At 59.5% G+C, this 19,194-nt stretch carries 17 protein-coding genes; 12 read left to right on the top strand and 5 right to left on the bottom strand.

From position 1 onward, the window contains the following. The first annotated feature begins 100 nt into the window (after positions 1-100). On the top strand, positions 101-808 hold the full coding sequence (locus IB241_RS18560) for a hypothetical protein (RefSeq protein ID WP_192299678.1): 708 nt from the start codon (positions 101-103) through the stop codon (positions 806-808). Positions 809-1,251: 443 nt separating this feature from the next. Here the strand turns inward: IB241_RS18560 and IB241_RS18555 are convergent, their stop codons facing one another. Next, positions 1,252-2,199, bottom strand: coding sequence for a DUF1853 family protein (locus IB241_RS18555; RefSeq protein ID WP_192299677.1), 948 nt, complete (start codon positions 2,197-2,199; stop codon positions 1,252-1,254). 144 nt (positions 2,200-2,343) lie between these two features. Between IB241_RS18555 and IB241_RS18550 the strand changes: the two genes are divergently transcribed. From IB241_RS18550 to IB241_RS18515, 8 genes are all read left to right on the top strand, one after another. Then, complete coding sequence (locus tag IB241_RS18550; RefSeq protein WP_003217892.1) at positions 2,344-3,234, top strand: NAD(+) kinase; 891 nt, start codon at positions 2,344-2,346, stop codon at positions 3,232-3,234. Continuing rightward, positions 3,234-4,205, top strand: coding sequence for a metallophosphoesterase (locus tag IB241_RS18545; protein WP_192299676.1), 972 nt, complete (start codon positions 3,234-3,236; stop codon positions 4,203-4,205). Before IB241_RS18550 ends, IB241_RS18545 begins: the two co-directional genes overlap by 1 nt. Continuing rightward, positions 4,202-5,071 carry a rhomboid family intramembrane serine protease gene (locus IB241_RS18540; protein ID WP_192299675.1) on the top strand — a complete coding sequence of 290 codons (870 nt, stop codon included), beginning with the start codon at positions 4,202-4,204 and terminating at the stop codon, positions 5,069-5,071. Before IB241_RS18545 ends, IB241_RS18540 begins: the two co-directional genes overlap by 4 nt. Positions 5,072-5,084: 13 nt before the next feature. Next, the gene (locus tag IB241_RS18535) at positions 5,085-5,345 is read left to right on the top strand and encodes a YeaC family protein (RefSeq protein WP_065927897.1); all 261 of its coding nucleotides are present in this window, start codon (positions 5,085-5,087) and stop codon (positions 5,343-5,345) included. Further along, on the top strand, positions 5,342-6,172 hold the full coding sequence (locus IB241_RS18530) for a DUF2797 domain-containing protein (protein WP_192299674.1): 831 nt from the start codon (positions 5,342-5,344) through the stop codon (positions 6,170-6,172). Before IB241_RS18535 ends, IB241_RS18530 begins: the two co-directional genes overlap by 4 nt. Before the next feature lie 13 nt (positions 6,173-6,185). Continuing rightward, positions 6,186-8,843, top strand: a complete 2,658-nt coding sequence (gene pepN, locus IB241_RS18525) for an aminopeptidase N (RefSeq protein ID WP_192299673.1) — start codon at positions 6,186-6,188, stop codon at positions 8,841-8,843. Positions 8,844-8,848: 5 nt separating this feature from the next. Then, positions 8,849-9,955 carry a cell division protein ZapE gene (gene zapE, locus IB241_RS18520; protein WP_192299672.1) on the top strand — a complete coding sequence of 369 codons (1,107 nt, stop codon included), beginning with the start codon at positions 8,849-8,851 and terminating at the stop codon, positions 9,953-9,955. Between the two features lie 165 nt (positions 9,956-10,120). Next, positions 10,121-10,612 (top strand): GNAT family N-acetyltransferase, encoded by a 492-nt coding sequence (locus IB241_RS18515; protein WP_192299671.1) that lies wholly within the window; start codon positions 10,121-10,123, stop codon positions 10,610-10,612. Positions 10,613-10,710: 98 nt separating this feature from the next. On the opposite strand, the gene IB241_RS18510 is transcribed toward IB241_RS18515, so the two are convergent. The 4 genes from IB241_RS18510 to IB241_RS18495 form a co-directional block, all read right to left on the bottom strand. After that, positions 10,711-10,932 (bottom strand): hypothetical protein, encoded by a 222-nt coding sequence (locus IB241_RS18510; protein ID WP_192299670.1) that lies wholly within the window; start codon positions 10,930-10,932, stop codon positions 10,711-10,713. A 154-nt stretch (positions 10,933-11,086) separates the two neighbouring features. Beyond that, positions 11,087-13,324, bottom strand: a complete 2,238-nt coding sequence (locus IB241_RS18505; protein WP_192299669.1) for a TonB-dependent siderophore receptor — start codon at positions 13,322-13,324, stop codon at positions 11,087-11,089. A 128-nt stretch (positions 13,325-13,452) separates the two neighbouring features. Then, positions 13,453-15,195 (bottom strand): phosphoethanolamine transferase CptA, encoded by a 1,743-nt coding sequence (locus tag IB241_RS18500; protein ID WP_192299668.1) that lies wholly within the window; start codon positions 15,193-15,195, stop codon positions 13,453-13,455. 140 nt (positions 15,196-15,335) lie between these two features. Beyond that, positions 15,336-15,512, bottom strand: coding sequence for a DUF6026 family protein (locus tag IB241_RS18495; protein WP_263864823.1), 177 nt, complete (start codon positions 15,510-15,512; stop codon positions 15,336-15,338). 270 nt (positions 15,513-15,782) lie between these two features. On the opposite strand from IB241_RS18495, the gene gnd reads away from it, so the two are divergent. The 3 genes from gnd to IB241_RS18480 are packed head-to-tail and all read left to right on the top strand — an operon-like array spanning position 15,783 to position 19,113. After that, entirely contained in the window at positions 15,783-16,766 is a 984-nt protein-coding gene (gene gnd, locus IB241_RS18490; protein WP_192299666.1) for a phosphogluconate dehydrogenase (NAD(+)-dependent, decarboxylating), read from the top strand. Next, positions 16,763-18,286, top strand: a complete 1,524-nt coding sequence (zwf, locus tag IB241_RS18485) for a glucose-6-phosphate dehydrogenase (protein ID WP_192299665.1) — start codon at positions 16,763-16,765, stop codon at positions 18,284-18,286. Before gnd ends, zwf begins: the two co-directional genes overlap by 4 nt. Further along, a complete protein-coding gene (locus IB241_RS18480; protein ID WP_192299664.1) occupies positions 18,283-19,113 on the top strand; it encodes an HAD family hydrolase in 831 nt (276 codons plus the stop codon). The genes zwf and IB241_RS18480 overlap by 4 nt, the downstream gene beginning before the upstream one ends. Positions 19,114-19,194 lie beyond the last annotated feature (81 nt).

Raw genomic sequence — 19,194 nt, 5'->3', positions numbered from 1 at the left:
ATTATTAATGGTGTTGATGAGCAGCGTTTGATTGCTTCATATGCAAATAAATTTGAGGCTATTCTTCGAAAGTCCTCTAGGCTGTCGTTGGAGTTTTAATATGTCTAAACATTCAGTTTTTTTGTTTTTTTTCTATGCTTGGTGCGATGTTGTTTTAGGAGTGGTTTTGCCGGGGGGGAGTCCAGGAAGTATCGTGTTGCACGATAATGGTCGTGAAAAAATATATGAGAATGTAATCGGAAATAGAGAAGGATTTGGTCGTTCGTTGATAAGTATTAACGGGGCTTCTGCACTGCATGTGAGTTCAAGGTATGACTACTACTATACATTGGTAGTTGAGGAGGGGGGCGTGCTAGTCGATTGTGCGTATTTTGATGTGCGAAATTCTTATAATGGAGCAAAGGCATCCGGCGGAGTATGTGGGCTAAGTATGCCTCTGAATAGTGATTATGATGAGATCGCCCAGGTTTACTCAAATGAATGGAGGTCTTCAATCTTTTCTTTTGATACTAGGGAGGTAATTGAGAGTGGCGAGGGCAGGGACTTTTTGTTGGGGAGGATAGGGGAGGTTGAGATTTTTGACAGATACGTGTCTGCTGATGCTTTGGAAAATGCATTGCCTCAAAAAGTTATTCGAAGTCGTTCGGGATGTTTCAACTTTCGTGAAGCTGTTGGCTTTCCGGTCTTACTCGATAAAAATGAATCGGGCTTCATATATCTTGACGTCCTGCGTTCAGAAGAGCCTATGTTGCTTCAGCGGATGGAGGAGCAGGATTTAAAAGATATAGCAGTGGGGAAGTGTCCTTGAAATCGCTCAGACGCCGCTCGAACTCGGCGTGCCTGAACCCTCCGCGATATAAGCAATTGAAGAATACGTTATGAAAAGATTTTTTCATTTGAGTGGGTAGACGGTCCCTGCTGGCTCTCCAGAAACTTCATTCGAAAATTTGATCGCCTGCGACCCGCCGAATATTGACAATGCACATAGTTGCCGTGAGATTCTCAAAAAGAAAATTTTTGATTTTGATGCTGTTCAGTTTGAAACTCTGAGTCAGCAACTGAAACCTCTTATCTAATTTGAGCCTTTGCGGTTGGTTCGACTGTGCATCGATCTGAGCACTATCTGGCTACCTATCTTGAATAGCGTCTGCCACAAATCCTCCGAGAAGAGTAGGAAGTTGAAGACAAAAGCTAGAAGCAAGGAGCTAACGACTTGGACGCCTCGCTGGGACGCTCCGGTGCGCAATGTGCCTAACCACCCCCCGGCACATCCGGCCAAAGATCCGCCACCAAAAACAACCGCTCCGCCTCTTCCCAATCCCCGTCCATCTGCACCATCCGCACTAACAACTGCGCCGGCGCCATGGGGTCGAGTTCTTCCAGCCACCCCTGCATCTGCGCTTCACTCCACACCTCACTCGCAGGGTAATGTGCTGGCGCCAGCCAGGCATGGCGGGGCAGGGGTTGCCAGCGGCCGGGTTGGCGGGTGCTGGAGAATGCTTGCCAGTCGCGCTGATGCAGCCAGCGCCCGCGCAAATGTTGAGGGTGGGCGCCAAGGGGTTCGTCGGCTTCGCCGGGCCAGGGGTAGAGCAAGTAGCCACCCAGCCATAAATGCGCGTCGAACTGCTGAATATCCAGAGCGTCCAGTGCTTCGCGGCTCTCCGCCCGCGCAGAAATCGGCAATTGGTGTTGGGCCAGGTGCGTCAGCTTGCGGTCCAGCCGATCATGGCAGCCAGGGCCCAGCCACAAGGCGGTGTCTCTGCCGTCGCCGGCTTGGGGCCCGAGGTACAGTTTGATCGCCAATTCCAGATGATGCACGCCGTCGCGGTCGCGCAGTAGCATATCCAGCTCCCCGAGGGTATGTCCGGCACGGCGGATCGGCAGGTTGGCGGCCAGCAATTCCACACCGGGCGCGTGCTGCACGGCGAACTGCCACAACCGCTCGTAGTACAGGCCAAGGCGTCGGGTGCGGGACAGACTCAGCCACTGTTGCAGTGCGCTGCTGTCTTGATCGAGTTGACGTAGCCAGCCTTCCAGCAAATGCGGCGCTTGCACCCAATCGCTGCCCGCCAATGGATGGCGTTGCGGCCACGGCGTCTGGCTGAGCATCGGCGGGGCGAGCATCACCCACGCGAGATCGCGCACCTCAGGGCGGCGCAACTGGCGGGGCAGGTCGTGCAGGTCCGGGAACACAGTCATGGTCCGAGCATAGCCGTATAACCGCCGTGCAGGTGGCTGAGAACCATTGTCATCAAGGCTTCGCGGCGACAAAGGATTTTGCCTGGGGCGGCCTTTCGCCCATAATCGCGGTTTCCGCCACGCCGCACACCCCGCAGGAGCCCCATGGAGCAGTTTCGCAATATCGGCATTATCGGTCGCCTGGGCAGTACCCAGGTGCTGGACACCGTCCGCCGGCTGAAAAAATTCCTGCTGGAACGCCACCTGCATGTGATCCTCGAAGACACCATCGCCGAAATCCTGCCGGGCCATGGCCTGCAGACCTCGTCGCGCAAGATGCTCGGCGAAGTCTGTGACATGGTCATCGTGGTCGGGGGCGACGGCAGCCTGCTTGGCGCTGCCCGGGCGTTGGCGCGGCATAACGTGCCGGTGCTGGGGATCAACCGGGGGAGCTTGGGTTTCCTGACGGACATCCGCCCGGATGAGCTGGAAGTCGAAGTGGCCAAGGTGCTCGACGGCCACTACCTGGTGGAAAACCGCTTCCTGCTGCAAGCCGAAGTGCGCCGCCATGGTGAAGCCATCGGCCAGGGCGATGCCCTCAATGACGTGGTGCTGCACCCCGGCAAATCCACGCGGATGATCGAGTTCGAGCTGTATATCGACGGCCAGTTCGTGTGCAGCCAGAAGGCTGACGGCCTGATCGTCGCCACGCCCACCGGCTCCACCGCCTACGCGCTGTCCGCCGGTGGTCCGATCATGCATCCCAAGCTGGATGCCATTGTGATCGTGCCGATGTACCCTCATATGTTGTCCAGCCGGCCGATTGTGGTCGATGGCAACAGTGAGCTGAAAATCGTGGTGTCCAAAGACATGCAGATCTACCCGCAGGTATCGTGCGACGGGCAGAACCATTTCACCTGCGCCCCCGGTGACACCATCACCGTGAGCAAGAAGGCACAGAAGTTGCGGTTGATCCACCCGCTGGACCACAACTACTACGAAGTGTGCCGCACCAAGTTGGGCTGGGGCAGCCGCTTGGGGGGTGGAGGCGACTGATGCTCGATCCCGCGCGTAGCTACGACCTGATTGGTGACGTGCACGGTTGCGCCCATACCCTTGAGCACTTGCTCGACCAAATGGGCTACCACAAGCTGGGTGGCACCTGGCGCCACCCGTCGCGGATGGCGGTGTTCCTGGGCGATATCATCGACCGCGGTCCGCGTATTCGCGAGGCGCTGCATATCGTCCACGACATGACCGAAGCAGGCCAGGCGCTGTGCATCATGGGTAACCATGAATTCAATGCGCTGGGCTGGAGCACACCGGCGCCGCCGGGCAGTGGCAAGCAGTTCGTGCGCGAACACAACCCACGGCATGCGCGGTTGCTCCACGAGACGCTGACCCAATTCGAACAGCACCCCGGCGACTGGCATGACTTCCTCGGCTGGTTCTACGACATGCCGCTGTTTGTCGACGCCGGGCGCTTTCGTGTGGTGCATGCGTGTTGGGATGACGGCTTCATCCAACCTTTGCGTGCGACGTTCCCGGATGGCTGCATCGACCAGCATTTCCTGCAGGCCGCCGCCGTGCCGGGCAGCTTTGCCTGCAACGCCTTTGATCGCCTGTTGCGCGGTACCGACATGCGCTTGCCGGACGGCTTGACGCTGACCGGCGGTGATGGCCTGACGCGCTCGTTTTTTCGCACCAAATTCTGGGAAGACGACCCGAAAACCTACGGCGACATCGTGTTCCAGCCCGACGCACTGCCCGAACCGGTGGCGCGTACGCCGTTGTCGTCCACCGAAAAGAATTCCCTGCTGCGCTATGGCGTCGACGAGCCAATGTTGTTCGTCGGGCATTACTGGCGCAGCGGTAAACCGGCACCGATCCGCGAGAACCTGGCCTGCCTGGACTACAGCGCGGTGCTGTACGGCAAGTTGGTGGCGTATCGACTGGACCAGGAAACCCGCCTGGACCCACGTAAATTCGTATGGGTCGACGTTGAGCGACCCGAGGTGATTGTATGAGTAGCGTGGCGGTATTGCGCTTGCCCCTGAGCGTTGACCTGAGCGGTTTCGTCAAGCTGCTGCAACGCATGCAGGTGCCCCATCGCGTCAGCGAGGAGGCGGGCGAGCAGGTGTTGTGGGTGCCGGAAACCATCAGTGACGACGTGCGCGTGTTGTATCAACGCTTTCCTGCCGGTGACCCGGACCAGCAACTGGATATTCCCGAGCAGGCGCCGGTGACGCGCCCAAGCTTTGTGCAGCAACTGCGCCACAGCCCGGTGACCGCGTTGGTGCTGCTGGCGAGCATCATCGTTGGTGCGGTGACCTTGCTTGGTGAAAACCTGCAGGCCATGGCCTGGCTGACGTTTCTGCCGTTTCGCATCATGGGCGAATACATCCAGTTCACGCCGTTGGCCGACAGCCTTGCGTCGGGCCAGTGGTGGCGCCTGGTCACGCCGATGCTGATCCACTTCGGCATCCTGCACCTGGCCATGAACGGCATGTGGTACTGGGAGCTGGGCCGGCGCATCGAAGTGCGCCAGGGCAGCATCAACCTGCTGGGCCTGACCCTGTTGTTCAGCCTGGTCTCCAACTACGCGCAATACGCTTACGGCGGTCCGAGCCTGTTCGGCGGTTTATCCGGCGTGTTGTATGGCTTGCTCGGGCATTGCTGGATTTTTCAATTATTGTCGCCCAACCCGGCGTATCGTCTGCCCCGTGGGGTGCTGGCGATGATGCTGGTGTGGCTGGTGTTGTGCATGTCCGGGCTGGTCTCGATGATCGGTTTCGGCGAAATCGCCAACGCGGCCCACGTCGGTGGCTTGGTTATCGGTTGCCTGACCGGATTGCTGGGTGGTTTGTACAATCGCCGCAAATCTTCTATTTGATAAGGAAGAGCTCATGTCCTCTTTTGCTGAAATGATCGAAAACATCACCCCGGACATCTACGCGAGCCTCAAGCTTGCCGTGGAAATCGGCAAATGGTCCGATGGCCGCAAGCTCAGTGCCGAGCAACGCGAGCTGTCGTTGCAGGCGATGATTGCCTGGGAAATCCAGAACCTGCCGGAAGAGCAGCGCACCGGCTACATGGGCCCGCAGGAATGCCAGTCGAAGTCGACCACCGTACCGAACATCCTGTTCAAGTCGGATGCGATCCATTGATTGAAATCGGTCGTGGTGCAGTCAGCAAAATGTCGGCGCAACTCGGTGAGCCGACCGTTCAATACGCGTTTCGCCTGGGCGATGCCGAGGTGCCGGTCAATCCGTTGATCGGCAGCCATATCCGCCTGGAATACCTTGGCGCCATCCATTGCAGCCATTGCGGCCGCAAGACCAAGACCAGCTTCAGCCAGGGGTATTGCTACCCGTGCATGACCAAGCTGGCGCAGTGTGACCTGTGCATCATGAGCCCCGAGCGTTGCCATTACGACGCAGGCACCTGCCGTGAACCGTCCTGGGGCGAGAAATTCTGCATGACCGACCATGTGGTGTACCTGGCGAACTCGTCGGGGATCAAGGTCGGTATCACCCGCGCCACTCAGTTGCCGACCCGTTGGTTGGACCAGGGCGCGAGCCAGGCGCTGCCGATCATGCGCGTGGCGACCCGCCAGCAGTCCGGTTTCGTCGAAGATGTGTTCCGTAGCCAAGTGGCCGACAAGACCAATTGGCGCGCATTGCTCAAAGGCGACGCCGCGTCCGTGGACCTCAAGCAAGTGCGCGATGAACTGTTCACGTCCTGTGCCGAAGGCATCAGCGCCTTGCAGGAACGCTTTGGCCTACAAGCCATCCAACCCGTTACCGACATCGAGCCGATAGAAATCCGCTACCCGGTGGAGCAATATCCCGCCAAGATCGTCAGCTTCAATCTGGACAAGAACCCGATTGCCGAAGGCACGCTGCTGGGGGTCAAGGGCCAATACCTGATCTTCGATACCGGCGTCATCAATATCCGCAAGTACACGGCCTACCAGCTCGCCGTGCATCAGTAGAAGGACACCAAGCATGCGCACCGAACAACCGAAGATGATTTACCTCAAGGACTATCAGGCGCCGGACTACCTGATCGACGAGACGCACCTGACCTTCGAGTTGTTCGAGGACCACAGCCTGGTCCACGCGCAACTGGTAATGCGCCGTAACCCTGAGCGCGGCCAGGGTTTGCCGCCGCTGGTGCTGGATGGGCAGCAACTTGAGCTGTTGAGCGTGAACCTGGCGGACCAGCAACTGACTGGCGCCGATTACCAGTTGACCGACAGTCACCTCACGCTGCAGCCGAAAAGTGAGACGTTTACCCTGGATACCACGGTAAAAATCCACCCGGAAACCAACACCGCCCTTGAAGGCCTGTACAAATCCGGCGGCATGTTCTGCACCCAGTGCGAAGCCGAAGGCTTCCGCAAGATCACCTACTACCTCGACCGCCCTGACGTGATGAGCACCTTCACCACCACGGTGATCGCCGAACAGCACAGCTACCCGGTGCTGCTGTCCAACGGCAACCCGATTGCCAGCGGCCCGGGCGAAGACGGCCGCCACTGGGCGACCTGGGAAGACCCGTTCAAGAAACCGGCCTACCTGTTTGCGCTGGTAGCCGGTGACCTGTGGTGCGTTGAAGACAGCTTCACCACCATGACCGGGCGTGAAGTGGCATTGCGCATCTACGTCGAGCCGGAAAACATCGATAAATGCCAGCACGCCATGACCAGCCTGAAAAAATCCATGCGCTGGGACGAAGAAACCTACGGCCGTGAGTACGATCTCGACATCTTCATGATCGTTGGCGTCAACGACTTCAACATGGGCGCCATGGAAAACAAGGGCCTCAACATCTTCAACTCCAGCGCCGTGCTGGCCCGTGCCGAAACCGCCACGGATGCCGCGCACCAGCGGGTCGAGGCGATTGTCGCCCACGAATACTTCCACAACTGGTCGGGCAACCGCGTGACCTGCCGCGACTGGTTCCAGCTGTCGCTCAAGGAAGGGTTCACCGTCTACCGTGACTCGCAATTCTCTGCCGACATGAACTCGGCCACCGTCAAGCGCATTCAGGACGTGGCGTACCTGCGCACGCACCAGTTCGCTGAAGACGCCGGCCCCATGGCTCACGCGGTGCGCCCGGACAGCTTTATCGAGATATCCAACTTCTACACCCTGACCGTGTACGAAAAGGGTTCGGAAGTGGTCGGTATGATCCATACCTTGCTCGGTGCCGAAGGCTTCCGCAAAGGCAGCGACCTGTATTTCGAACGCCATGACGGCCAGGCCGTGACCTGCGACGACTTCATCAAGGCCATGGAAGACGCCAACGGTGCCGACCTGACCCAGTTCAAGCGCTGGTACAGCCAGGCCGGCACCCCACGCCTGGCTGTGAGCGAGTCCTACGATGCCGTGGCAAAAACCTACAGCCTGACCTTCCGCCAGAGCTGTCCGCAAACCCCGGACAAGGTGGAAAAACTGCCGTTCGTGATTCCGGTGGCGTTGGGCTTGCTGGACGCGCAGGGCGCGGCTATCGCCTTGCGTCTGGCCGGCGAAGCCAGCGCTGGTGCTACGTCACGGGTGATCTCGGTGACCGAGGCCGAGCAGACCTTCACGTTCGTCGACATCCCCGAGCAGCCGCTGCCTTCGCTGCTGCGCGGCTTCTCGGCGCCGGTGAAGTTGAGCTTCCCGTACAACCGCGATCAACTGATGTTCCTGATGCAGCACGACAGCGACGGCTTCAACCGCTGGGACGCCGGCCAGCAGTTGGCGGTACAGGTGTTGCAGGAACTGATCGGCCAGCATCAGGCCGGTCAGCCCCTGCAGCTGGACCAGCGCCTGGTCGACGCGCTGGGCACGGTGCTCAGCGATGAATCGCTGGACCAGGCAATGGTTGCGGAAATGCTCGCGCTGCCAGGCGAAGCCTATCTGACGGAAATCAGCGAAGTGGCGGATGTCGATGCCATCCACGCTGCCCGCGAGTTTGCCCGCAAACAATTGGCGGACAAGCTGCATGACGCCTTGTGGCTGCGTTACCAGGCCAATCGCGAGCTGTCGAAGAAGACCCCTTACGTGGCCGCGGCCGAGCACTTTGCCCGTCGTGCGTTGCAGAACATTGCGTTGTCCTACCTGATGCTCAGCAGCAAGCCCGAGGTGTTGGCTGCGACGTTGGAACAGTTCGACGCCAGCGACAACATGACCGAGCGCCTGACCGCACTGGCGGTGTTGGTCAATTCGCCGTTTGACGCCGAGAAGGCCCAGGCATTGGCGGTATTTGCCGAGAACTTCAAGGACAACCCGCTGGTCATGGACCAGTGGTTCAGCGTCCAGGCCGGCAGCACCTTGCCCGGCGGGTTGGCGCGGGTGCGGGCGTTGATGGAGCACCCGGCGTTCACCCTGAAGAACCCGAACAAGGTGCGTGCATTGATTGGCGCGTTTGCCGGGCAGAACCTGATCAACTTCCACGCGGCAGATGGCTCGGGCTATCGCTTCCTGGCGGATCTGGTGATCCAGTTGAACGGGTTCAACCCGCAGATTGCTTCGCGTCAATTGGCGCCGCTGACCCGCTGGCGCAAGTATGACAGCGCACGTCAGGCACTGATGAAGGCAGAGCTGGAGCGCATTCGCGCCTCGGGCGAGTTGTCGAGCGACGTGTTCGAGGTGGTCAGCAAGAGCCTTGCGTAAAGCCCATGGCATTTGATTCGCCACTGGCCGCCTATCAGCACGCCATCGCCGAGCGGGGTTTCGTCACCGACGAGGCCCAGCGTCGGGCGGTGGAGGCGTTGCAAGCGTGTCACGAGGCGCTGCATCAAGGCCGTTCACCCATCGCCGGGGTTTACCTGTGGGGGCCGGTGGGGCGTGGCAAGACCTGGCTGATGGACCAGTTCTATCAAAGCCTGCGCGTGCCGGCGCGGCGCCAGCACTTTCATCACTTCATGGGCTGGGTGCACCAGCGCTCGTTTCAGCTCACGGGTATCCACGATCCCTTGCAAGCCCTGGCCCGAGAGTTGGCCCGGGAGGTGCGCGTGCTGTGTTTTGACGAGCTGTTCGTCAATGATATTGGTGACGCCATCATCCTCGGTCGCCTGTTCCAGGTGATGTTTGACGAGGGGGTGGTGATGGTCTGCACATCCAACCAGCCGCCCGACCAGTTGTACGCCGGCGGGTTCAACCGCGAGCGTTTCCTGCCGGGTATCGCGGCGATCAAACAGCATATGCAGGTGGTGGCAGTGGACGGCGCTGAGGATCACCGTCTACACCCTGGCACCGGGCTGCAGCGTTATTGGGTGAATCGGCCCGAGGCCTTGGCCGAGGTGTTCAAGCACTTGAGTGAAGGGCAAGCCGTTAGCAGGGGGGCGGTCAGCGTCGGTTATCGTTCGATCATGGCAGTGCAGGCCAGCGAGACCGTGCTCTGGTGCCGTTATGCCGACCTATGCGAGCAACCGCTGTCGGCGATGGATTTCATGCAGTTGTGCGATCGTTACCGTGCGATCTTGGTGGGCGAGGTGCCCAACCTGAGCGCGCAGAAGCGTCCGGGACGCATTGCACGTGGCACTGAGGACGGTGCACAGCGGGTGGCGGCGGGGGATCGGGAGTTACCCGAACTGTCGGTACACGATGACAGCGTGCGGCGTTTCATTGCGCTGGTGGATGAGTGCTACGACCGCAAGGTGCCGTTGTTCATCGAGGCGGCGGTGCCTCTGGAGTGTCTTTACACCGAAGGCTACCTGGAATTTGCATTTCGTCGCACGCTCAGCCGCTTGCAGGAGATGCAGTTACAGCGCTTTGGCATGTGAGAAAAAATCCGCGCACTGCCCTGTTGGTGCGTGTGGATGCGCACAACCTGTGCCGTTTCTGTCGGGTATTGGTAGTAAATCTCCTTCATCTATAGCCTGCACCGCGCATACAATCGTTCGCCTCAAAGGGAGACGATTCCCGTGTTGTCGCGATCGAGGAAGGCAATGGACACTCCAGACATTCTGGTGCTGCAAGCCAGCTACACCAATACCGTGCACGCCGAGGCCATCAGCCTGGTACTCAACCATTACGCCGAAGACCCGATGGGGGGCGGTCACAGCTTGCCTGCCGACCTGTTGCAGCAACTGCCTGGCGAGCTGGCCAAGCGCCCACACGCATTCAGCGTGCTGGCATTTGTCGGCGGTGAGCCGGCGGGGTTGGTCAACTGCTTCGAGGGGTTCTCGACCTTTGCGTGCCGTCCCTTGGTCAACATCCATGATGTGGTGGTGATGCAACAGTTCCGTGGCTTGGGTCTCAGCCAGAAAATGCTGCAGAAGGTCGAAGAAATCGCCCGTCAGCGTGGTTGCTGCAAGATTACCCTGGAAGTACTTGAGGGGAATGCAGTCGCACAATCGGCGTATCGGAAGTTTGGTTTTGACGATTCGAAGTTTGATCCGGCGCACGGCCGTATGCTGTTCTGGAATAAACCGTTGTAAGTAGTGAGTTGTTAAGCGTGCAAAAAAAAGGCGCCAGAATCTGGCGCCAAGTTTACCTTGGCCAAAGGAGCGGGAAGGCTAAGGAAGTTGCGCGTTGATTAAATCTTCGGTTGTTGCTCGTCGCCACGTTGAGCCGCTTGTTCAGGCTTTGGTTGTTTTGCGTCATTGGCCGCAGTTTGCTCGGCTTTGCCATTGGACTGCTCTTGCATGAACTTGAAGTTGGCGTAGAACTCCTTCGAACGCTCGGCGCCGCCTTCGGCAAAAGCGGCAGCAGAGGTCAGGGTCATCAAGCCTGCAAGCATCAGCGTAGAGAGTTTCATCGTCGGTATTCCCAGTCGGTTTTGAGGGGTGTCGGTCCGCTTGGACCAGACTCGTGGGGCCGATTATGTGCAGGCTTTATTAAGAGAGGCTTAACTGAGCGGCGTCGAAACTTAATATTTTTGTTAAGTTTCGAAGCGCCGCAGGGCAGGGGGATTAAAGTTTCCAGTCCAGCGCCAGTGTAATAGAACGTGGGTCGCCCCAATACACGCCGTTATAAAAGCCGACGCGTTCGTAGTACTTTTTATCGAATAGATTATTCACATTCACCGAAGCCGACACGTGCTCGTCGAACTGGTAGCGCGACATCAAGTTGACGACGGTGTAGGCCTGTTGGGTGATCTTGGCGCGTTCGGTGTTCAGGTAGCCCTCATCGTCCCGGCCACCGCTGGGGCGGTCGGCGAACTGGTAGAAATCACTCTGCCAGTTCACTCCGCCGCCCACTGTCAGCCCGCGCCATTCGCCCGGCAGGCGGTAGGACGTCGACACCTTGAGCATGTTCAGCGGCACGTTGGTGTTGTTGCGTTGCTTATCACCATTGAGCGAGTGCGTGTAGCTGTAGCCCGCCGTGAGGTTCCAGTCGGGCAGCACTTCGCCCGATACCTCGGCCTCGAACCCTTGGACCTTGCTGCCTTTGCCGCTGGATGTGTAGAACTGTTCGCGGGTCACTGGGTCTGGTTCGGCTGCGTTGTCCAGCTCGGCGACGTTGTCCTGGGTGCTCCAGAAATACGCAGCGGCCAGGTTTACGCGCTCATTGAGCAGGCTGCCCTTGATGCCGAGCTCATAGTTGCTGCCGACCACGGGCTCAAGGTATTTGCGGCTGACATCACGTACGCTTTGCGGGTTGAAGATGTCGGTGTAGCTGGCGTACACGGTGTACTGCGGCGTGATGTCGTACAGCAGGCCCGCGTAGGGGGTCCACATGTCGTTGTGGGTCTGGCTGGTTTTGGTGGCTTTGGTCAGGTTGAAGCTGGCGTCGTACTCCGGCGACACACTTTCGATGTCCCAACTGCCATAACGGCTGCCCAGCACGGCGTGCAGTTTGTCGGTCAGGCTCAGGCGCGTGGCGAGGTAACCGGCCTTCTGTTTCTTGCGCGAGTGTTCGCCCTGAAGGTGGGTGGTGCGGTCGGGGAACTTGGCGATGGCGCCCATGTGCTTCCAGTCCTCGATGGTTTCGTAGCCGTCAGGCGTGGTGAAGCGCTGGTAGGGCGAAGCATCGCGCTGCTGGGACTCACCGTAACCCACCATCAGCTCATGCTCGCGACCCAGCAGCGCATAGGTGCCGTTGAGATTCAAATCGACCACGTCCATTTTCGAAGTGCCGACCATCTGGTTGGTCCAGGCGGTCATGCCACTGCCATCCGGATTGGGGAAGCCCGCGCCGCCGTAATACACCTTGCCGTCGGTATCGCTTTGTCGATGGGTATAAGCGGCTTTGAGACGCCAGTCGGCCGACAGCTTGTGGTCGATGGAGGCAAAGGTGGTCTTGTCTTTGAGTGGCCAGGAGCTCCAATCTGCCGCCAGGTTGGCCGAGCGCGAGAGTCGTGCCTTGCTGCCGTCGCTGTTCCAATAGGGAAGGGTGCCCCAGGAGCTGCCCTGCACATGTTTGTTCTGGTAATCGAAGCCTACGGCGACCACGGTGTCGTCTGTCAGGTCGCCTTCGAGAATGCCGTAGCCGACTTCCCGTTGCAGCGCGTAATTGTCGCGAAACGACTTGCTGTCGCGGTACGCCAGCACCGTACGCCCGCGCAGGCGCCCGTCAAATGCCAGTGGGCCGCCGACGTCCAGGTAGCTGTAGTAGTTGTCATGGCTGGCACCGCTGACGCCGGTCTTGGCTTGCCACTGGGCGGTGGGGCGTTTGCGGATCATGTTGACCGTGGCCGAAGGGTTGCCGGCGCCGGTGGTCAATCCGGTGGCGCCCCGCACCACTTCGATACGGTCGTAGATGATGGTGTCGGCGTCTGACTTCATGCGCCCGAAGGTGTTGAGCATGCCGTCGATCTGGAAGTTATCGATGCCGTAGCCACGCGACGAGTAGCCCGCCCGGTCCGAATCCAGATGCTGGACGGTAACCCCGGTGGTCTGGCGCAGTACATCAGTCAGTGTATTGAGATTGAAATCATCCATCTGCTGGCGAGTCACCACCGAGATCGACTGCGGGGTTTCCTTGATCGACAGGTTCAGCCGGGTGGCGGTGCTCATCGAGCCGGTCGTATAGGCCCCGGTGTGCTCGGTGGTGGTGCCAAGGCCTTCGGCGGTGATGCTGGTGCTGCCCAGCTCCAGGGCCTTGCTCGGCGTGGCGTCGGGGTCGGTTTCAGCCAGCAGGTGCGGGCTCAGTGCGGCACTGAACAGGCCGAGGGAGAAGGTCATGGAACGGGTAAAAGGCGCGAGCATCGCGGAAGACTCCTTGTCGTCTTTGAGGCCTTCTCGGTAAGAAAAGGCCTTGGCTCAAAGACGAAAGGAGCGCCCGAACTTTAGGGCTGGATGAGAATGATTGTTATCTTTTTGTTACGAGCGGTCGTTTACTTGGCCACCACATCCGTAGGCTCGGTCTTCTTCGGTTTGATCAAACTGAAATCAATCAACGGCTTCTGCTGGCGCATGTACGGGTTGCCGATCATCTGTGGGCGCGCCTTGAAGCTGTCGCTGACCAGGCTCTTGCTATGGTCCAGTTCGTCGAAACTCAGCCCGGCCAGGTCGGCCCAAGTGTGGATCAACTGCGAGCTGCTGTAGGGCCGCTGCAAGTCGCCGGCAAAGCTCCAGTCGTGGCTTTCGCGCCATTTCGGCGAGGCGTAGGCCATGAACGGAATGGTGTACATCGGTGCCGTCGGCTTGCCTTCGTTGCGCCCCAGGGTGGTGTGGCCGGCGGAGTCGAATACGTCTTCGCCATGGTCCGAGAGGTACAGCAAAAAGCCGTTCGGGTCGGTCTTGGCGTAGTCCTTGATCAGGCTCGACACCACGAAGTCGTTGTACAGCACGGCATTGTCGTAGCTGTTGTAGGTCGGCAACTGGTCGTCGCTGATCCCGGCAGGTACGCCCTGGCGGTCGGTGAACTTGTCGAAGGTCGGCGGGTAACGGTACTGGTAGCTCATGTGGGTGCCGAGCAAGTGCACCACGATGAACTTGCGCTCGGCCGGGTCGGCCAGGGCCTTGGCGAACGGTGGCAACACGTCGCCGTCGTACTGGCGGGCGTTCTGGTTGCGGTTGTTGTTCAGGTACACCTGCTCGTCAGCTTGTTCGGAGAAGGTGGTCAGCATGGTGTTGCGCTTGGTCATGGTCTGCTGGTTGGTGATCCAGTAGGTTTTGTAACCGGCCTGCTTCATCACGCTGACGATGGATGGGGTCTTGAGGTACAGGTCCGGGTTCTCTTCGTCGGCGAAGGTGAGGACCTGTTGCAGCGCTTCGATGGTGTAGGGGCGCGGGGTGATGACGTTGTCGAACACCGCCAGCTGATCGCGCAGCTTGTCCAGCTCCGGTGTGGTGTTGCGCGGGTAACCATAGAGGCTCATGCGCTGGCGGTTGGTGGACTCGCCGATTACCAGCACCAGGGTCGACGGTTGGCCGGCCATGTTGTCCTTCAGATTACGCAGCGGCGGGATCTGGCTGGCGCTGTCGAGCATGCCCTGCATGTTGTCCAACTGCTGGGTGTAGCGGTGATAGGCGACGATCATCTGCCATGGCACCGCCGGTTCGATACGGGCTTCGAAGCGGTCGAAGGCGTCTTCCAGGGTGTCGCTGCGAGCGATCTGCTTGACCAGTGGGTAGCCGACAATCGCAATCACGATAGCGGCGGCCGCCACCAACGCCTGTCCGCGTGGCAGGTAGACCGGGCGTACACGGGTCCAGAGGAATATGGCCACGGCGGTGTGGGCAATGAACGCCAGCACGATCCACCAGGCGAAGTACTGGGTGGCATATTCGCCGGCTTCAGAGATGTTCGACTCGAACATGATGAAGATGACGCTTTGGGAAAATTCCTGCTGGTAGATGAAGAAATAACCCAGGCTGGCCATGGAGCAGGCCCACAGCACCACGCCAATCAAGGCGGAAAGCAAACGGGTTTGGCGCGGGAATATCAACAACGGGGCCAGCCACAGCGCACTCATGAAGAATGCCTGGCGAAAGCCCGCAAAACCGGAAACACCGGTCAATTGGATCAGAAGTTGGGTAATGCCCGAAAAGTACCAGAAAAACAGGAACAGCCAGCACAGGCCAGCCCAATCAAAGCCTTTCGCAGACTTAGTGCTGCGTTTGAACATCGCCATCCAGCGCTCCAACCCGGTTATTTTTCAGCTGTGTGCAGGGACGCACGCAACACAAGCCACCCTTGCATGGGGTGGCCCTTGGGGGCTGGAGTATCGAGAAGGGGGTGTGAAAACTTTGTGAGTTATTTGTAAGGATTACCTTACAAGGCGCTCAGTGCCGGGGCTGGGGCTTGGCTGAGCTGGCCTTGCAGGTGCGAACGCAGGCGCAGCACTTCCTGCTGCAATTGATCGCGCTCATCCTTCAACTGGCGCAGTTCATCGCGACGGACAGTGACGTAGAGGGTCTGTGGAGGGCGGGTCATCTGTGCTGTGCTCATTGCTTGCCTCGCAAATAGCCGGTGGATCGCGGTGCCAGAACGCTTGATTCGAGGTTCTCGGCATCAGTCGGGAGCAAGTCTGAATTCTTTTTTGCAGCAAGGGAACTTTTTTATTTTTGGCGGTCGTGTGACTTTCGCTGCCGTGATGTTGAAACGATGGCTATTTTTTTGTCATGAAACTGAATGGATCTGTGCGGTTCTGATCCTCATTAGGCGCATTGCGCTATAAACTATGTCACACATTTTTTTAGTAGTTAGGAGCATCAGCACATGCAACTGGGGATTATCGGACTAGGCCGCATGGGCGGGAATATTGCACGGCGCCTGATGCTCAATGGGCATACCACCGTTGTTTTCGACCGTAACGAAGCATTTGTCAAAACCTTGAGCGAAGAGGGCGCCACTGGCGTCGGCGGCCTCAAGGAACTGGTCGCCGGGCTGCAACAGCCGCGTGCCGTATGGGTCATGCTGCCAGCAGGCGCGCCCACCGAAGACACCATCAATGAGCTGAGCACGCTGCTGGAGGCTGGCGATGTGATCATCGACGGCGGCAACACCAACTATAAGGATGACGTGCGTCGCGGTAAGGCACTGGCGGAAAAGGGCCTGCACTACGTTGACGTCGGCACGTCCGGCGGCGTCTGGGGCCTGGAGCGCGGCTATTGCATGATGATCGGCGGCGACACCGAAACCGTGCAGCGCCTGGACCCGATCTTCAAGACCCTGGCCCCGGGCATCGGCAACATCCCGCGTACCAAAGACCGCAAAGACAGCGCTGACCCGCGCGCCGAGCAGGGCTACATCCACGCCGGCCCCGCGGGTTCCGGGCACTTCGTCAAGATGATCCACAACGGCATCGAATACGGGATGATGCAGGCGTTTGCCGAAGGTTTCGACATCCTCAAGACCAAGAACTCGGACAACCTCCCGGAAGATCAACGTTTTGATCTCAACGTCGCCGACATCGCCGAAGTCTGGCGCCGTGGCAGCGTGGTGTCGTCCTGGCTGCTGGACCTGACCGCCGACGCCCTGGCCACCGACCCGAAACTCGACGGCTACTCCGGCTCCGTGGCCGACAGTGGCGAAGGCCGCTGGACCATCGAAGCGGCCATGGAACAAGCCGTGCCGGTGCCGGTGCTGTCCACTTCGTTGTTCGCCCGTTTCCGTTCGCGCCAGCAGAGCACCTACGGTGACAAAATGCTTTCCGCCATGCGCTTCGGCTTTGGTGGCCATGTGGAGACGTCCAAAAAATGACCGCCAACGGCAAGAAGTCCAAGGCCGAACCTGCTCCACCCACCATATTGTTTCTGTTTGGCGCCCATGGTGACCTGGTCAAGCGCCTGCTGATGCCGGCGCTGTACAACCTCAGTCGAGATGGGTTGCTGGGCGATGGCCTGCGTATTGTTGGCGTTGATCACAACGCCATCAGCGACGCCGACTTTGCCAAGAAGCTCGAGGACTTCATCCGCACCGAGGCCGCCAGCAAGGTCAAGGGCAATGCCGACAATGCCCTGGACCCACAGTTGTGGGCCCAGTTGGCCAAGAACATCAGCTACGTCGAGGGCGACTTCCTCGACGACAGCACCTACGTGGACATCGGCAAGAAGATCGCCGACAGCGGCACCGCCAATGCGGTGTTCTACCTGGCCACCGCGCCGCGCTTCTTCAGTGAAGTGGCGCAGCGCCTGGGCAGCGCGGGGCTATTGTCGGAAACCGAGGATGGCTTTCGCCGCGTGGTCATCGAAAAGCCCTTCGGCTCCGACCTGGCCACCGCCGAAGCGTTGAACGCCAGCCTGCTCAAGGTGATGAGCGAGAAGCAGATCTATCGCATCGACCATTACCTGGGCAAGGAAACCGTCCAGAACATCCTTATCAGCCGTTTTTCCAATGTGTTGTTCGAGGCATTCTGGAACAACCATTACATTGACCACGTGCAAATCACCGCCGCCGAAACCGTCGGCGTTGAAACCCGGGGTAATTTCTTCGAAAAAACCGGCACCTTGCGCGACATGGTGCCCAATCACCTGTTCCAGTTGCTGGCGATGGTGGCCATGGAACCTCCCGCTGCGTTTGGTGCCGACGCGGTACGCGGTGAAAAAGCCAAGGTGATTGGAGCTGTGCGGCCCTGGTCCCTGGAGGATGCGCGAGCCAACTCGGTACGCGGGCAATACACCGCCGGTGCAATCGGCGGCAAGCCACTGCCCGGTTACCGCGAAGAAGCCAACGTCGCGCCCGACAGCAGTACCGAGACCTTTGTCGCCCTCAAGGTGATGATCGACAACTGGCGCTGGGTTGGCGTGCCGTTCTACCTGCGCACCGGCAAGCGCATGAGTGTGCGCGACACCGAAATCGTCATCTGCTTCAAGCCTGCGCCTTATGCGCAGTTCCGCGATACCGAGGTGGATGAGCTCAAGCCCACCTACCTGAAGATCCAGATCCAGCCGAACGAAGGCATGTGGTTCGACCTGCTGGCCAAAAAGCCTGGGCCGACCCTGGACATGGCCAATATCCAGCTGGGCTTTGCCTACAAGGACTTCTTTGAAGTGCAGCCGTCGACAGGCTACGAAACCTTGATCTACGACTGCATGACCGGCGACCAGACCTTGTTCCAGCGTGCCGACAACATCGAAAACGGCTGGCGTGCGGTGCAACCGTTCCTCGATGCCTGGAAGCAGGACGACGGCATCCAGCCCTACAAGGCCGGCGAAGATGGCCCCGCCGCGGCAGACGCGTTGCTGGCCCGTGATGGCCGCACATGGCACTCCCTCGGATGAGTGATGCCGCGATTCATCCCATCCGCTTTATCCTCAGCGACCTGGACGGCACCCTGCTGCATCCCGATCACCGGCCCAGCCAACGCACCGTTGATACGGTACGTGCGTTGCGCGCCGCCGGGGTGTTTTTCAGCCTGGCCAGCGGGCGCCCGCCCAAGGCCATGCTGCATATGGTCGAGACTTTCGGTATCGATATTCCGGTGGCTGGCTTCAATGGCGGCACGTTGATCAGTCCTGATGGCCGCGTGCTTGTCGCCCATCATCTGCCTGCTGAAGCGGCGCTGATTGCCCTGGCGCTGTTTTCGGCCGCGCCGGACGTCGAAACCTGGGTGTTTGCCGACGGTGACTGGCTGCGCCGCGACCCACCAGGGCCGATGGTGCAGCGCGAGACCGATGGCTTGGGTTATGGCCCGGTCGTAGTGGAGAGTTTCGAGCCGTACCTGGACCGCATCGACAAAATCGTCGCCGCCAGCCTCGATACGCAACGCTTGATTGAACTGGAAACGCAGTTGCAGCCCAGGGTGCAAGGGCTGGCGCAGGTCTCGCGTTCACAGCCGGTGTACCTGGACGTGACGGCGATGCTGGCCAACAAAGGCGAGGCGTTGAAGACTCTGGCCGCCCACCTCGGAGTGCCGCTGGAGCAAACGGCGGCGATTGGGGATGGCGGCAATGACCCGGCGATGTTCCAGGTGGCCGGGTTTTCGATTGCCATGGGGCAGGCCGAGGAGGCCGTCAAGCGTCAGGCCAGCGTAGTCACCGGCAGTCATGTCGAGGATGGCGCTGCCGAAGCCTTCGAACGTTTCATCTTGTCTGCCGGCCTGCGATAGACAGCTACCACAGGCCCTCTGCGTTATACCTCGATACTGCTGGCCGACCTTGGCGCCCTGATCGACGGGGCGCCACGACAC

Source organism: Pseudomonas sp. PDM05, from assembly GCF_014851685.1.
Taxonomy (GTDB): Bacteria; Pseudomonadota; Gammaproteobacteria; order Pseudomonadales; family Pseudomonadaceae; genus Aquipseudomonas.
This window is presented reverse-complemented; position numbering and strand designations above follow the sequence as displayed.

Excerpts from the sequence above, each read along its gene's own strand:
- pepN (WP_192299673.1), top strand. The coding sequence starts at position 6,186 with ATGCGCACCGAACAACCGAAGATGATTTACCTCAAGGACTATCAGGCG.
- IB241_RS18560 (WP_192299678.1), top strand. The coding sequence starts at position 101 with ATGTCTAAACATTCAGTTTTTTTGTTTTTTTTCTATGCTTGGTGCGAT.
- IB241_RS18515 (WP_192299671.1), top strand. The coding sequence starts at position 10,121 with ATGGACACTCCAGACATTCTGGTGCTGCAAGCCAGCTACACCAATACC.
- IB241_RS18555 (WP_192299677.1), bottom strand. The coding sequence starts at position 2,199 with ATGACTGTGTTCCCGGACCTGCACGACCTGCCCCGCCAGTTGCGCCGC.
- zwf (WP_192299665.1), top strand. The coding sequence starts at position 16,763 with ATGACCGCCAACGGCAAGAAGTCCAAGGCCGAACCTGCTCCACCCACC.
- IB241_RS18545 (WP_192299676.1), top strand. The coding sequence starts at position 3,234 with ATGCTCGATCCCGCGCGTAGCTACGACCTGATTGGTGACGTGCACGGT.
- IB241_RS18505 (WP_192299669.1), bottom strand. The coding sequence starts at position 13,324 with ATGCTCGCGCCTTTTACCCGTTCCATGACCTTCTCCCTCGGCCTGTTC.
- zapE (WP_192299672.1), top strand. The coding sequence starts at position 8,849 with ATGGCATTTGATTCGCCACTGGCCGCCTATCAGCACGCCATCGCCGAG.
- IB241_RS18535 (WP_065927897.1), top strand. The coding sequence starts at position 5,085 with ATGTCCTCTTTTGCTGAAATGATCGAAAACATCACCCCGGACATCTAC.
- IB241_RS18540 (WP_192299675.1), top strand. The coding sequence starts at position 4,202 with ATGAGTAGCGTGGCGGTATTGCGCTTGCCCCTGAGCGTTGACCTGAGC.
- gnd (WP_192299666.1), top strand. The coding sequence starts at position 15,783 with ATGCAACTGGGGATTATCGGACTAGGCCGCATGGGCGGGAATATTGCA.
- IB241_RS18550 (WP_003217892.1), top strand. The coding sequence starts at position 2,344 with ATGGAGCAGTTTCGCAATATCGGCATTATCGGTCGCCTGGGCAGTACC.
- IB241_RS18480 (WP_192299664.1), top strand. The coding sequence starts at position 18,283 with ATGAGTGATGCCGCGATTCATCCCATCCGCTTTATCCTCAGCGACCTG.
- IB241_RS18495 (WP_263864823.1), bottom strand. The coding sequence starts at position 15,512 with ATGAGCACAGCACAGATGACCCGCCCTCCACAGACCCTCTACGTCACT.
- IB241_RS18500 (WP_192299668.1), bottom strand. The coding sequence starts at position 15,195 with ATGGCGATGTTCAAACGCAGCACTAAGTCTGCGAAAGGCTTTGATTGG.
- IB241_RS18510 (WP_192299670.1), bottom strand. The coding sequence starts at position 10,932 with ATGAAACTCTCTACGCTGATGCTTGCAGGCTTGATGACCCTGACCTCT.